Annotated in this window: 16 protein-coding genes; 13 read left to right on the top strand and 3 right to left on the bottom strand. The window is 69.4% G+C overall.

Annotation, left to right across the window (positions count from 1 at the left end):
* Positions 1 to 28: 28 nt before the first annotated feature.
* On the bottom strand, positions 29 to 472 hold the full coding sequence (locus tag OC534_RS12120; RefSeq protein ID WP_262071847.1) for a copper chaperone PCu(A)C: 444 nt from the start codon (positions 470 to 472) through the stop codon (positions 29 to 31).
* A 34-nt stretch (positions 473 to 506) separates the two neighbouring features.
* On the opposite strand from OC534_RS12120, the gene OC534_RS12115 reads away from it, so the two are divergent.
* The 4 genes from OC534_RS12115 to OC534_RS12100 all read left to right on the top strand — a co-directional run bounded on the left by OC534_RS12115 (position 507) and on the right by OC534_RS12100 (position 4,077).
* Positions 507 to 1,286, top strand: a complete 780-nt coding sequence (locus OC534_RS12115; protein WP_017354929.1) for an enoyl-CoA hydratase/isomerase family protein — start codon at positions 507 to 509, stop codon at positions 1,284 to 1,286.
* Between the two features lie 83 nt (positions 1,287 to 1,369).
* Complete coding sequence (tesB, locus tag OC534_RS12110) at positions 1,370 to 2,278, top strand: acyl-CoA thioesterase II (RefSeq protein WP_026070594.1); 909 nt, start codon at positions 1,370 to 1,372, stop codon at positions 2,276 to 2,278.
* A gap of 6 nt (positions 2,279 to 2,284) precedes the next feature.
* Positions 2,285 to 2,791, top strand: coding sequence for a DUF2007 domain-containing protein (locus OC534_RS12105; protein WP_262071846.1), 507 nt, complete (start codon positions 2,285 to 2,287; stop codon positions 2,789 to 2,791).
* A 68-nt stretch (positions 2,792 to 2,859) separates the two neighbouring features.
* Positions 2,860 to 4,077 carry an RNA polymerase sigma factor gene (locus OC534_RS12100; RefSeq protein ID WP_026070595.1) on the top strand — a complete coding sequence of 406 codons (1,218 nt, stop codon included), beginning with the start codon at positions 2,860 to 2,862 and terminating at the stop codon, positions 4,075 to 4,077.
* An 88-nt stretch (positions 4,078 to 4,165) separates the two neighbouring features.
* Here the strand turns inward: OC534_RS12100 and OC534_RS12095 are convergent, their stop codons facing one another.
* On the bottom strand, positions 4,166 to 4,744 hold the full coding sequence (locus OC534_RS12095; RefSeq protein WP_136006181.1) for an EF-hand domain-containing protein: 579 nt from the start codon (positions 4,742 to 4,744) through the stop codon (positions 4,166 to 4,168).
* Between the two features lie 155 nt (positions 4,745 to 4,899).
* Between OC534_RS12095 and OC534_RS12090 the strand changes: the two genes are divergently transcribed.
* Both OC534_RS12090 and OC534_RS12085 read left to right on the top strand, forming a co-directional pair.
* A complete protein-coding gene (locus OC534_RS12090; protein ID WP_262071845.1) occupies positions 4,900 to 5,655 on the top strand; it encodes an arginyltransferase in 756 nt (251 codons plus the stop codon).
* 37 nt (positions 5,656 to 5,692) lie between these two features.
* On the top strand, positions 5,693 to 6,898 hold the full coding sequence (locus OC534_RS12085; protein ID WP_017354935.1) for an endonuclease/exonuclease/phosphatase family protein: 1,206 nt from the start codon (positions 5,693 to 5,695) through the stop codon (positions 6,896 to 6,898).
* Between the two features lie 31 nt (positions 6,899 to 6,929).
* On the opposite strand, the gene purT is transcribed toward OC534_RS12085, so the two are convergent.
* On the bottom strand, positions 6,930 to 8,117 hold the full coding sequence (gene purT, locus OC534_RS12080) for a formate-dependent phosphoribosylglycinamide formyltransferase (protein WP_262071844.1): 1,188 nt from the start codon (positions 8,115 to 8,117) through the stop codon (positions 6,930 to 6,932).
* A 139-nt stretch (positions 8,118 to 8,256) separates the two neighbouring features.
* On the opposite strand from purT, the gene OC534_RS12075 reads away from it, so the two are divergent.
* The 7 genes from OC534_RS12075 to OC534_RS12045 are packed head-to-tail and all read left to right on the top strand — an operon-like array spanning position 8,257 to position 12,731.
* A complete protein-coding gene (locus OC534_RS12075) occupies positions 8,257 to 9,141 on the top strand; it encodes an SPFH domain-containing protein (protein WP_136006176.1) in 885 nt (294 codons plus the stop codon).
* Between the two features lie 4 nt (positions 9,142 to 9,145).
* A complete protein-coding gene (locus OC534_RS12070; protein ID WP_017354938.1) occupies positions 9,146 to 9,325 on the top strand; it encodes a hypothetical protein in 180 nt (59 codons plus the stop codon).
* Positions 9,322 to 9,501 carry a DUF4177 domain-containing protein gene (locus OC534_RS12065; protein ID WP_017354939.1) on the top strand — a complete coding sequence of 60 codons (180 nt, stop codon included), beginning with the start codon at positions 9,322 to 9,324 and terminating at the stop codon, positions 9,499 to 9,501. The genes OC534_RS12070 and OC534_RS12065 overlap by 4 nt, the downstream gene beginning before the upstream one ends.
* 1 nt (position 9,502) lies before the next feature.
* A complete protein-coding gene (locus OC534_RS12060; RefSeq protein ID WP_262071843.1) occupies positions 9,503 to 10,801 on the top strand; it encodes an alpha/beta fold hydrolase in 1,299 nt (432 codons plus the stop codon).
* The gene (locus OC534_RS12055; protein ID WP_262071842.1) at positions 10,798 to 11,352 is read left to right on the top strand and encodes a PH domain-containing protein; all 555 of its coding nucleotides are present in this window, start codon (positions 10,798 to 10,800) and stop codon (positions 11,350 to 11,352) included. The genes OC534_RS12060 and OC534_RS12055 overlap by 4 nt, the downstream gene beginning before the upstream one ends.
* A 9-nt stretch (positions 11,353 to 11,361) precedes the next feature.
* Positions 11,362 to 12,171, top strand: a complete 810-nt coding sequence (locus tag OC534_RS12050; RefSeq protein ID WP_136006170.1) for a M15 family metallopeptidase — start codon at positions 11,362 to 11,364, stop codon at positions 12,169 to 12,171.
* Positions 12,172 to 12,200: 29 nt separating this feature from the next.
* Positions 12,201 to 12,731, top strand: coding sequence for a hypothetical protein (locus OC534_RS12045; RefSeq protein WP_153164493.1), 531 nt, complete (start codon positions 12,201 to 12,203; stop codon positions 12,729 to 12,731).
* The last annotated feature ends 2 nt before the right edge of the window (positions 12,732 to 12,733 follow it).

The following is a 12,733-nucleotide window of genomic DNA, read 5'->3' as shown; positions in this document are numbered from 1 at the left end:
ATCCGGCCCCGATCAGTACCGCGCGTTGTCAGGGCGTCGCTCTGCGCACCTGCAGGGTGGCGTCCACCTTGCGGCCGTCTTCCAGGCTCAGCCGCAGCGGAACCTGTCCGCCTTCCTTCAGGGCGATGGCAGGCTGCATCAGCATCAAGTGCAGGCCACCGGGTTTCAGGTTCACCGTGGCGCCCGGTGCGATCGGCATCCGCTCGACCTCGCGCATCCGGCTGACGCCATTGACCAGGGTGGTCTCATGCAGCGACACATCGCCGAATGCCCGGCTGCCCGCGCCGACCACCACCACGGCATTCGGGCAGTCATTGCGGATCCGCCCGTAGCCGGCCGCCATCGGCATCGCGCCCGGCGGCAGGCGCACCCAGCCCTCACGCACGGTCACGCACGCAGGTTCGGCCGCCGCGGCCGATGCTGCGAACGCACACAGGCCCAACAATACGCACACGAATGGTTTGGTTATCATCGCCTCAGTTCCCTGTCCGCAACGAGATCGCAGCATGACGACGCTTATCGAGGTGATCAACCACGGCCCCATCCGCGAGCTGCGGCTGGCACGCCCGCCGGTGAACGCACTGGACACCGAGCTGTGCCGTCACCTGATCCATGCGGTCAACCAGGCCATGACCGACGATGTGCACGGCATCGTGCTGTCCGGCAGCGAGCGCATCTTCAGCGCCGGCATGGATGTGCCGCACCTGCTCGGCCACGGTGAGGACAGGCACAAGCTGCTGGACAGCTGGCAGGCGTTCTTCGGCGCAGTGCGCACCCTGGCCGAATGCCGCGTACCGGTGGTGGCGGCACTGACCGGGCATGCGCCGGCCGGCGGTTGCGTGCTGGCCCTGTGCTGCGACTACCGGGTGCTGGCGCGCAGCGCGGACCCGGCCCAGCCGACGGTGATCGGACTGAACGAGGTGCAGGTCGGCCTGGTGGCGCCGGAAGGCATCCAGCGCCTGATGCGTCGCGTGGTGGGCCATCACCGCGCCACCCAGTTGCTGATCGGCGGGGAGATGGTGCCGGCCGAGCGCGCGCTGGCCATCGGCCTGGTGGACGAACTGGCCGACGCGCCGCAGGTGGTGCCGCGCGCGGTGGCCTGGCTGCAGCGCCTGCTGAAGCTGCCGCGCCAGCCGATGCTGCTCACCCGCGCCATCGCACGCACCGATCTGCATGAAGCGCTGCATCCTGACCTGATCCAGCTGGACCGCTTCGTGGAGGCCTGGTACGCCCCGGACGCCCAGCAGGCACTCCAGACCCTGGTCGCCCGGCTGGGCAAGGCCTGACCAGCACGCGGGGGCCGTCATGCCGGCCAGCGGCCGGCGCTGCCCTATAATTCGGGTTCGCCCCCCTCTGCTGGTTGCCTCCCTTGTCCGACACGCACGAACCCGTCGTTTCCGAGCTGATCGACCTGCTCACGCTCGAACGCCTGGAAGACAACCTGTTCCGCGGCCAGAGCCGCGACATCGGCACCAAGTATGTGTTCGGTGGGCAGGTGCTGGGCCAGGCGCTGTCGGCCGCGCAGGCCACGGTGGACAACGGCCGCCACGTGCATTCACTGCACGCCTATTTCCTGCGTGCCGGCAACATCGACCACCCCATCGTCTACGACGTGGACCGCACCCGCGATGGCGGCAGCTTCTCGGTGCGCCGGGTCACCGCGATCCAGCACGGCAAGGTCATTTTCTTCTGCGCGGCCTCGTTCCAGCAGGCCGAGAGCGGTGCCGAGCATCAGCACAAGATGCCGGAAGTGCCGCAACCTGAAGACATCGAACCCAACCGCCCGCTGCCGCCGGAGGTGCTCGAACGCCTGCCGATCAAGGTCCAGCGCTGGCTGTCGCGCGGCGGCCCGTTCGAGTTCCGCCACGTGTACCCGCGCGACGAACTCAACCCGCCCAAGCGGCCGCCCTATCACCAGGTGTGGCTGCGGTTGAACGAAACCGTGGGCGATGCCCCCGAGCTGCATCAGGCCCTGCTGGCCTATGCCTCGGACTTCCACCTGCTCGGCACGGCCACGTTCCCGCACGGCATCAGCTATTACCAGCCACACGTGCAGATGGCCTCGCTTGACCACGCCATCTGGTTCCACCGCCCGTTCCGCGCCGACGACTGGCTGCTGTATTCGCTGGACAGCCCCAGCGCGCAGGATTCGCGCGGCCTGGCCCGTGGCCAGTTCTTCACCCGCGACGGTGTACTGGTCGCCAGCACCGCGCAGGAAGGGCTGATCCGCGTGGTCACCGACAGTGCCGCGGCCGCCGCCGTCCCGGCCAAGGACTAATTCGATATGCGTCAGATTTTCAGCAGCCAGCGCGTGGAAACCGTGGAAGGCGTGGCCCAGCTGCTGCGCGATGCGGGCATCGACGTGCGCATCACCAACGGGCGCTCGTACCACAGCAAGCGCGGCAGCCAGTTCAGCTACCTGGACACCAGCAAGGCGTCCACCCACCCGACCCTGTGGGTGGTGCATGCCGACGATCAGCCGCGCGCGCGTGAGATCCTGCGCGACGCACGCCTGCTGGAAACCACCCGGCGCGACCACCCCACCGCCGAGTTCGCCTTCCGCGACCAGGTAGGCGAGGTGGCGCCGCGCCGCAACTGGGCCTGGCGCATCCGCATCGGCCTGCTGCTGGTCATCGCAGCAGTGGCGATGGTGGTGATGATGCGCCACCGTGGCGCGCCCACGACGGAGCCCGTGCAGACCCGGCAGGCGCCACCGCAGGCACCGGCCACCCAACCGGCACAGGAAGAGGAAGACGTCCGCGTGCGGATCACGCCGGCACAGCAACCGTAAGCCGCGTCCGGCGGTCACATTCCCTGCCCTGCCCCGTCATGATGTCACTCTCCCCAGGGACCGATGCCATGACGCCACACCCGTTGACCGCCACACTGGAGCGCGAACTGCCCGCCGCTGCGGGCGGCTGTCAGCAGTCCTACGGCCGTATCGTGCTGGCCTGCCAGAACACGGTGACCGCGATCGCCCTGGCGATCACCCGCGACGTGCAGGCCAGCGAGGACATCGCGCAGGAGGCCTTCATCAAGGCCTGGCAGCAGCTCAACCAGCTGCACAGCCACGCCAGCTTCCTGCCGTGGCTGCGCCAGATCACCCGCAACCTGGCCCGCGACTGGCTGCGCGCCAACCGCGGCCGGCCACTGTCGGGAGAGGCGGCCGAGATGGCGATCAGCATGGCCGCCGATCCCCGTCCCAGCGCGCCGGAGTACCTGCAACGGGTGGAAGAAGAAGTGGCCGCCGAGGAAATCATTTCAGCGCTGCCCGAAGACAGCCGCGAAACGCTGCTGCTGTATTACCGCGAGGGCCAGCGTTCCCAGCAGGTGGCCGACCTGCTCGGGTTGAGCGATGCCGCCGTGCGCAAACGGCTGTCGCGGGCGCGGGCCACGGTACGCGAGGAGATGCTGCGCCGCTTCGGCGACTTTGCCCGCAGTTCGGCGCCCAGCGCGGCGTTCGCCACCACGGTGGTGTCGATGGCGCTGGTCGCTGCGCCCGGCACGGCCAGTGCGGCGATCCTGATCGGCACCGGCATCGGTACCGGCAAGCTCGGGTTGGGGGGTGCCAGCCTGTCCGGCGGCGCGGCGATGGGCTCGCTGGGCGCCGCCGCCAGCCAGAGCCACCTGTTTGGCAGTGGCTTCGACTGGGGCGCGGCGGTGGGCGGCATGGTGGGCGGCGTAGTCGGCAGCTACCTCGGCGGGCGCTACCTGATGCGCTATGCGGAAACCGACGCCGAGCGCGCGGCCGTGCGCGGGTTCGTGCACTACAGCACCTTCACCGCCATGCTGATGTGCATGGCGGTTTTCGTTCTGACCGCGCTGCAGGCCACGTGGTATTGGCCGCTGATCGCGCTGGTGATCGGGCTGGCCGTCGTCAACTACCAGTGCCTGGTGCCGCTGCAGCGGATCATGGCGCCGATGATCGCCCGCGATGCCGCCCGCCACGGACGCAGCGGGCCAACGTGGACCTACCAGTGGATGTACGGCGGCAAGGCGATGATGGCGGTGAACCTGCTGATGCTCGTGGTGATCGCCGGGGTGATCGCCCGGGGCGTCCGGCTGGGGCATGCCTGAGGCCGGACAGCACACCGCCGGTCGATGACCGGCGGTGTGGGGTGCCGGGCCGGGGCCCGGCGGTGCGTTGCGATGGGCGGACGCTGCGTCAGCGGGCCTTCGGTGCCGGCGGAGCGTCACCCCGGTGACCGCCGCGCGGACCACCGAACGGGCCCTTGGCGGCGTCGAACTCGGCCTTGCTGATCTGGCCGTCCTTGTTGGTGTCGGCGGCAGCGAACCACGCATCGCGGTGCTGCTTCATGCGCAGCTCGCGGTCGGCTTTGTCCAGGTAGCCATCCTTGTTGACGTCCATCTGGTCGAAGCGCGCGGCCAGGCGCGGATCAGCCTTGGCCTCCTCGCGGCTGATACGGCCGTCCTTGTTGGTATCCAGCCTGGCCAGCATGTCGCCGCGGCCACCCGGGCCACGACCGTGCCGCTTGCCATGCCAGCGCGGCAGTTCTTCGCGCGAGAGCTTGCCATCCTTGTTGGCGTCCAGGGTGTCGAACTTGGCGGCAAGACGCGGCGCCTTGGCCGCCTCGGTGCGGTCGATGAAACCGTCGCCGTTGGTGTCCAGCGTGGCGCGGGCCGGCGCACCGGTCGGGGTCGGGGCATCGGCGGCCACCGCCAGACCGGTCGCACCGGTGGTCATCAGCAGGGCCATCAGCAGAAGGGGGTTGCGATTGCGCATGGGTCACTCCGGTTCGTAGGGAAATCCGTGTGCGGTGCGTGGGCACCCACACCGGTAACAACGCGCGGGCGCCGTCGGGGTTGACCGTCCCGGCGGCCGTGTTCATTTGGCAGACAGTCGCGCCGCCTGCGACGGCCGGGCGCTATGCTGGGCGCATGGCAATACACGGCGACCGCGACGACGAGCTGCGACTGTTCCAGACCGGCGACCACCCCTGTGGCTACTGGCCGGACCGGGCCGCGCGCGACCTGGTGCTCGACCCCCACGACGCACGCCTGGGGTCCCTGTACCCGATGGCGCTGAGCTGGGGCTTCCGCCGCTCGGGCGATCTGGTCTACCGCCCGCACTGCGCGCAGTGCCATGCCTGCGTGGCGGTGCGTGTCCCGGTGGCGCGCTTCGCGCCAGACCGCAGCCAGCGCCGCTGCCTGGCACGCAACGCCGACCTTGAGGTGCGGATCGTGGCAGCCGAACAGACCGACGAGCAGTTCGCGCTGTACCACCGCTACCTGACCCATCGCCACGCCCAGGGCGGCATGGACGAACACGGCCCGCACGAGTTCGACCAGTTCCTGATCGGGCAATGGTCGCAGGGCCGCTTCCTGGAGGTGCGCGGGCCGGGCCAGCCGGGGCACCGCGGCGACCTGCTCGGCGTGGCCGTCACCGACGTCACCCCGCAGGGGCTGTCGGCGGTGTACACCTTCTTCGATCCGGACCAGGCCGCGCGCGGCCTGGGCACCTTCGCGATCCTGCAGCAGATCGCCTGGGCCCGTCGCGAACAGTTGCCACACCTGTACCTGGGCTACTGGATCCGCGACCACCGCAAGATGGACTACAAGCGCCGCTTCCGCCCGCTGGAGGCCTACGACGGCCGCCGCTGGCACGATTTCGACGACGACCGGGACGGGCGCTGACGCACCGCTGACATCGCGTCGGGTGCAGAATATGCGCATGAAAGCCCATCCCCTGATCCTTGCCCTGGCCCTGCTGTGCAGCGCCTGCGCCCAGAGCCCCGTCAAGACCGCCGCCATGCCGGACACGTCCTCCGCGCCCCTGCGGATTGCCACCTACAACACCTCGCTGTACAGCGACGAGACCGGCGGGCTGATCGCCGAGCTGGAAGGCGACAGCGAGCACGCACGCAAGATCGCCGCAGTGCTGCAGCAGGTCCGCCCGGACCTGGTGCTGCTCAACGAGTTCGACTACGACGACGCCCACCGCGCCGCCGACCTGTTCCAGCAGCGCTACCTGGGCACCGCCCAGCCCGGCGGCGGCGAGCCGCTGCACTACGCCTACCGCTATCTCGCCCCGGTCAACACCGGCGTACAGAGCGGGCTGGACCTGGACAACAACGGTGAGATCGGCGGCGACGGCCGCGCCCGCGGCAACGATGCCTGGGGCTACGGCCTGCACCCGGGCCAGTACGGCATGCTGGTGCTGTCGCGCTACCCGATCGATGCGGACAAGGTCCGCAGCTTCCAGTTGCTGAAGTGGAGCACGATGCCGGGCGCGCTGCGGCCGATCGATCCGCGGACGGGCACCTCCTTCTACAACGACCACGTGTGGTCGCAGCTGCGCCTGTCCTCCAAATCGCATTGGGACGTGCCGGTGACCACGCCGAACGGCGTGGTCCACGCGCTGGTCTCGCACCCCACCCCGCCGGTGTTCGATGGCCCGGAAAAGCGCAACGCCGCGCGCAACCACGATGAGCTGCGCCTGTGGCAGGAGTACCTGTCGGCCGGCGACAAGCCCTGGCTGTGCGACGACCGCGGCCAGTGCGGCGGCCTGGCGCAGGACGCGCGCTTCGTGATCCTGGGCGACCTCAACAACGACCCGGTCGATGGCGATGGCCGCCACGAGGCGATTGTCGAGCTGATCGAGAACGCACGCGTGCTGCGCTATCCGACCCCGCGCAGTGCAGGCGCCGAACAGACCAGCCTGGCCTATGCGGCCAAGGGCATCGTACGCAAGGGTGCGCCGTTCCATGCCACCGGCGATTTCGGGCCGAAGTCGGGCACGATGCGCCTGGATTACGTGCTGCCCTCGGTCGGTTTCAGCTACGTGGGCAGCGGCGTGTTCTGGCCCGCCAACGAACACCCGGAGGCGAAAATCGCCGATGGCAGCGACCACCACCTGGTGTGGGTGGACGTGCGCTGAGGGACGTACCTACCGCTTCATTGCGCCCCGGTCAGGGGCGCAGTTCAATCCCGATGGCGTCGGCCGCCTCACGCGCGATGCGGCGTGCGTCGTCGATATCGGCGCCGCGCGCCAGGGTCACGCCGACGCGGCGGTGACCATGCACGCTGGGCTTGCCGAACAGGCGCAGCGCCGTGTCGGGATGGACCAGTGCGGCATCCACATTGCTGAAGAAGGGCACGCCTTCGCCGTGCGCCAGCATCGCGCAGGAGGCGGACGGACCGCACTGGCGGATCAGCGGGATCGGCAGGCCGAGAATCGCCCGGGCGTGCAGCGCGAACTCGCTCAGTTCCTGCGAGGCCAGCGTGACCAGGCCGGTGTCATGCGGGCGCGGCGAGACTTCGCTGAACCACACCTCGTCGCCCTTCACGAACAGCTCCACGCCGAACAGGCCCCAGCCGCCGAGATCGTCGGTGATGGCCTGCGAGATTTCCTCGGCACGCGCCAGCGCGCGCGGCGACATCGGCTGCGGCTGCCAGCTTTCGCGGTAGTCGCCGTCCTTCTGCCAGTGGCCGATCGGCGCACAGAACGAGGTGCCGCCGGCATGGCGCACCGTCAGCAGGGTGATTTCGTAGTCGAAATCGATGAAGCCTTCGACGATGCAGCGCCCCGCGCCGGCGCGGCCGCCGGTCTGCGCGTATTCCCAGGCCGGCGCGATGTCGGCCTCGCTGCGCAGGGTGCTCTGGCCCTTGCCCGACGACGACATCACCGGTTTGACCACGCACGGCAGGCCGATCGCCGCCACGGCGGCGCGGTACTCGGCCTCGGTATCGACGAACCGGTACGGCGAGGTCGGCAGCCCCAGGGTTTCGGCGGCCAAGCGACGGATGCCTTCGCGGTCCATCGTCAGGCGCGCGGCGCGCGCGGTGGGCACCACGCGCTGGCCGGTCTCCTGCTCGAGCTGCACCAGCGTTTCGGTGTGGATGGCCTCGATCTCCGGGACGATCAGGTGCGGCTGTTCCTGGGCAATCAGCGCGCGCAGCGCCATCGCATCGAGCATGTCGATCACATGCGCGCGATGCGCCACCTGCATCGCCGGGGCATCGGCATAGCGGTCGGCGGCGATCACCTCCACCCCCAGCCGCTGCAGCTCGATGGCGACCTCCTTGCCCAGTTCGCCCGAGCCCAGCAGAAGGACGCGGGTGGCGGAAGGAGACAGCGGCGTGCCGAGCGTGGTCATGGCGTTTTCCGGGCATCAGGGGCGGGTGGGCATTCTAGAGCGTGGCGGCCGGCGACGGGATGATCCCGGGACAGGAGGCACTTGCATGTTGATATCATTTTGATATCTTTGAGTCCCAACCCTCCCAAGGACGATCCCCGTGAAAGAGAAAACCATCCGTTCGATGTCCGGCCTGGTGCTGCTCGCCCTGGTGCTGCTGGCGTCTCTGCTGGGCGGCGCCCTGTTTGTGGGCGGTGTCATCGAGCAGAAGCAGGCCGGCGGCGCGCTGGCGGTGCTGTCGATCCTCGCGGGGCTGGGCATCGGTGCCCTGGCGCTGTTGGTGCTGGCCGGCGTATACACCGTGCAGCCCAACCAGGCCGTGGTGCTGAGCCTGTTCGGCAAATATGTCGGCACGGTCAAGGACAACGGTCTGCGCTGGAACAACCCCTTCTTCAGCAAGAGAAAGGTCAGCCAGCGCGTGCGCAACTTCGAAAGCGGCAAACTGAAGGTCAATGAACTGGATGGCAGCCCGATCGAGATCGCCGCAGTGATCGTCTGGCAGGTGGTGGACGCCTCCGAGGCGGTCTACAACGTGGACGACTACGAGAGCTTCGTGCACATCCAGTCCGAATCGGCCCTGCGCGCGATGGCCACCAGCTACCCGTACGACCAGCATGAAGACGGCCAGCTCTCCCTGCGCAGTCACGCCGCCGAGATCTCCCAGCACCTCAAGGACGAACTGGCCGAGCGCCTGGCCGATGCCGGCGTACAGGTGCTCGACGCGCGCATCAGCCACCTGGCCTACGCCGCCGAAATCGCCCAGGCGATGCTGCAGCGCCAGCAGGCCAACGCCGTGATCGCCGCACGTACGCGGATCGTGGCCGGTGCGGTGGGCATGGTCGAAATGGCCTTGGCCGAGCTGCAGAAAAACGGCGTCGTGCAGCTGGACGAAGAGCGCAAGGCGCACATGGTCAGCAACCTGCTGACGGTGCTGTGCTCGGACCGTGGCACCCAGCCGATCGTCAACGCCGGCTCGTTGTACTGACGTCATGGCCGAGAAGAAAGCCTATCCGCTGCGCATCAACGCCGACGTGCTGGCGGCCGCGCAGCGCTGGGCCGATGACGAGCTGCGCAGCCTCAACGCACAGATCGAGTACGTGCTGCGCGACGCACTGCGCAAGGCCGGACGCCTTCCCAAACCGGATGCCAACAAGGAGAACAGTGAATGAGCAAGCGTTGGAAGTACCTGACCGTGGAAGTGAAGCCCAGCTGGTCGGGGAAGATGGACACCGAGGAAGTGCAGACGCAACTGAACCGGCATGGGCAGCTTGGCTGGGAGCTGGTCAACATCGTCATGGCCGCACCGATGACCGCAGCGGTCCTGGTCTTCAAACAGGAGGCCTGAGATGCACACGACGCTCCGTCGCGGCGCCGCTCTGATGTTCGCCAGCCTGGCGCTGGCGGCTGCGGCCGCGCCGCCGGAACAGACCGCCACTGCCGTGCTGGACCGACTGCAGGCCGGCGATGCGCAGGCGGCCGAGGCGCTGTTCACGCCGGAACTGGCCCAGGCCGCGCCCGCCGCCACGCTGCAGGCGCTGTGGCAGTCCTTCGGCGAACCGCGCGGCCGCGGCGCGGCGCGGGTGACCGCCCACCAGGGCATGCAGGTTGTCGTGCAGCCCCTGCAGTTCGCCACCGGCACGGTCGATGCGCAGGTGGCCGTGGATGCGGCCGGCCGTGTCGCCGGGCTGATCTTCCGGCCCGCCGCCACGCCTGCGACGCCCGCCCCGGACGTGCCTGCCGGCGCCGGTTATCGCGAGCAGCCGCTGGAGATTCCCACCACCAGAGGCAGCCTTCCCGGCACGCTGGCCATGCCCGCCGGCACGGGGCCGTTCCGCGCGGTGGTGCTGGTGCATGGCTCCGGTCCACAAGACCGCGATGAAACCATCGGCGCCAACCGGCCCTTCCTGGACGTGGCGCGCGGGTTGGCGGCGCAGGGCATCGCGGTCCTGCGTTACGACAAGCGTACCCACGCCCGTCCGCAGGATTTCAGCGGTACCGACTACACCGTGGACGATGAAACCACCGACGATGCGGTGGCCGCCATTGCGGCGCTGGCCGCTACCGCCGGTATCGATCCGCGGCATCTTTATGTGATGGGCCACAGCCAGGGCGGCATGCTGGCCCCGCGCATCGCCAGCCACTCGGGCAAGGTCGCCGGGGTAGTGCTCTGGTCCGCGCCGGCGCGCTCGCTGCTCACCCTGCTGCCCGAACAGAACCGCTACCTGCTGGGCCTGGACGGCCAGATCAGTGCCGATGAGCAGGCCTTCCTGGACAAGCTCGATGCGCAGATCGCCGCCGCGCGCGGCACGACACCGACTGCCGCCACCGACCTGCCGCTGGGCCAGCCGGCACGGTACTGGCAGTCGTTCGAGGCGATCGATCCGGTTGCCGACGCGCGCGCCCTGGCGCAGCCGATCCTGCTGCTGCAGGGCGGGCGCGACTTCCAGGTGGTCGATACCGACTGGCAGCTGTGGAGGCGCGGGCTGGCACGGCAACGTGCGGTCACCTTCCGCGACTACCCGGCACTGAATCACCTCGGCATCGCCGGTGAAGGTCCGGGATCGCCGAAGGAATACACCCGGCCCGGCCACGTGGCCGCGCCGCTGATTGATGATGTGGCGCGATGGATCGGAGCACAGCCGTGAGCGCGGCACTCCCTGCCGCCCGCACCTTCGCGGTGGCACCTGCACCGGTGTGGCGGCTGCTCTGGCTGTGGGTGCCGCTGCTCGGCTGCGCGGCGCTGATCGTGGTCGGCACGCTGCAGTCCGACCAGCGCACCATGCACGAACTGGCGTTGACCGTGCCGTTCCTGGCGCTTCTGCTGGCGGTGCTGACCTGGGCCTTTTTCCGCCGCCGCATCACCCTGCAGGGCAGCACGCTGGACGTCACGGCCGCGTTCTACCGCAGGCAGGTGCCGGTGCAGGCGATGATGCTGGCCAAGGCGCGGGTGGTGGACCTGGCCGGACATGACGCGCTCCGCCCGCGGATGATGCTCAACGGCTACGGCGTGCCCGGCTTCAACGCCGGGCACTACCGGCTGCGCGACGGCAACCGTGCGTACTGCCTGCTCACCGACGCCAGCCGCGTGCTGCACATCCCCCTGCACGACGGCAGCGTGCTCCTGCTCAGTCCCGAGCAGCCCCGCGCCCTGCTGGCGGCACTGCAGGCGCTGGCCGGGCCTGCGGCCACGCACTAAGCTGGGCACATGCGCCGATCCCCTGCCCTGCTGATCAATACCGCCGAGATCGAACTGTGGCCCGGCGGACTGCTGCGCGCACGCGGCAATGCCGATGCGCGTGCCCTGGCGACTGCCCACACGGTATTGCGGCGCAAGCGTGATGGTCGCTACCTGGCGGCGGTATCCACGCACGGCGTACTGCCGCTGGTGCCGCGGCTGATGCGCGAACCCGGCATCGACGCGGCGCTGGATGCGCTCGAACACCACCTCACCGGTCGCGAGCGTGCGCACGATCTGGACGGGGTATTGCCGCTGCACGGCTTGGAGCTGCGCCTGGCGCAGCTCGGGGTCGATGCGCAGGCCTACGAGCACACGACCGGGCTGGCGCTGGAAGCCGAACCGGCACGACTGCAGTTCGCCGGCCGCGACCGCTACCGTCGCCCGTTGTGGCTGCACCATCGCGCGGCACGCAGCTGGCAGCGCATGCGCGCCCAGGCCGCCGCCGACGGGATCGTGCTGGAGGCCATCTCCGGCTATCGCAGCCACGATTACCAGCTCGGCATTTTCGAGCGCAAACGCGCGCGTGGGCTGGCGGTGGCCGATATCCTCACCGTCAACGCGGCACCGGGCTACAGCGAGCATCACGGTGGACGTGCGCTGGACATCGGCAGTCCGGGCGAACCCCCGGCGGAAGCGAGCTTCGAGGCCACCCCCGCCTTTGCCTGGCTGACGGCGCACGCGGCCGACGCCGGCTTCCGGTTGAGCTACCCACGCGACAATCCGCACGGCATCGTCTACGAACCCTGGCACTGGTGCTGGCACCCGGCGGGCGACTAACCTTCGCATTCGAACACGGGAGCGGGATCATGGACGACATCAGCCCGTATCAGGTGGGCACGACGACGCGGCCAGCCGCACCGCGCCGGGCGTGGGATCACGCACCGCGCCCGCTCACCTCACCGATCCGGCAGATGGCCGCACTGGGCGCGATCCTGGCCGTGCTGGCAGTGGGGATGGCCGTGTACCACCTGGGTGATGCGGTCCAGATCAGCATCGAGACATCGGATGGGCGCATCGGCATGTCGCTGGCCGCAGCCGTGTTCCTGGTCGATGCGTGCATCCAGATCGCGCTGTCCTGGGGCGTGCTGCGCGCCAGCCGCGTGGCCGCCTGCCTGCTGATGGCCTACTACCTCGCGGGCAAGGTCCTGCTGCTTGTCGTTGGCGACGGCCCGACGGTGCCGGGCCTGGCCTGGATGGTGGTGGTCTGCGGGGTGATGCTGCGCGGCACGATCGCCACGTTCCGCTACCACGGCCACCTGAAGCAGGAGCAACGCCATCCGCCCCGCCGGCTCAGCGACGACCCGGCCTTCGCGCCGAGGACGCCGGCCCTGGAGTGACC

Origin of the sequence: Stenotrophomonas sp. Marseille-Q5258 (genome assembly GCF_946900935.1) — a bacterium.
Taxonomy (GTDB): Bacteria; Pseudomonadota; Gammaproteobacteria; order Xanthomonadales; family Xanthomonadaceae; genus Stenotrophomonas; species Stenotrophomonas nematodicola.
Note: the sequence above shows the minus strand (reverse complement) of the source record. Positions and strands in the feature narration are given on the sequence as shown.

Coding starts and splice junctions, on each gene's coding strand:
- OC534_RS12120 (WP_262071847.1), bottom strand. CDS start 472: ATGATAACCAAACCATTCGTGTGCGTATTGTTGGGCCTGTGTGCGTTC.
- OC534_RS12115 (WP_017354929.1), top strand. CDS start 507: ATGACGACGCTTATCGAGGTGATCAACCACGGCCCCATCCGCGAGCTG.
- OC534_RS12105 (WP_262071846.1), top strand. CDS start 2,285: ATGCGTCAGATTTTCAGCAGCCAGCGCGTGGAAACCGTGGAAGGCGTG.
- OC534_RS12100 (WP_026070595.1), top strand. CDS start 2,860: ATGACGCCACACCCGTTGACCGCCACACTGGAGCGCGAACTGCCCGCC.
- OC534_RS12095 (WP_136006181.1), bottom strand. CDS start 4,744: ATGCGCAATCGCAACCCCCTTCTGCTGATGGCCCTGCTGATGACCACC.
- OC534_RS12090 (WP_262071845.1), top strand. CDS start 4,900: ATGGCAATACACGGCGACCGCGACGACGAGCTGCGACTGTTCCAGACC.
- OC534_RS12085 (WP_017354935.1), top strand. CDS start 5,693: ATGAAAGCCCATCCCCTGATCCTTGCCCTGGCCCTGCTGTGCAGCGCC.
- purT (WP_262071844.1), bottom strand. CDS start 8,117: ATGACCACGCTCGGCACGCCGCTGTCTCCTTCCGCCACCCGCGTCCTT.
- OC534_RS12070 (WP_017354938.1), top strand. CDS start 9,146: ATGGCCGAGAAGAAAGCCTATCCGCTGCGCATCAACGCCGACGTGCTG.
- OC534_RS12065 (WP_017354939.1), top strand. CDS start 9,322: ATGAGCAAGCGTTGGAAGTACCTGACCGTGGAAGTGAAGCCCAGCTGG.
- OC534_RS12060 (WP_262071843.1), top strand. CDS start 9,503: ATGCACACGACGCTCCGTCGCGGCGCCGCTCTGATGTTCGCCAGCCTG.
- OC534_RS12050 (WP_136006170.1), top strand. CDS start 11,362: ATGCGCCGATCCCCTGCCCTGCTGATCAATACCGCCGAGATCGAACTG.
- OC534_RS12045 (WP_153164493.1), top strand. CDS start 12,201: ATGGACGACATCAGCCCGTATCAGGTGGGCACGACGACGCGGCCAGCC.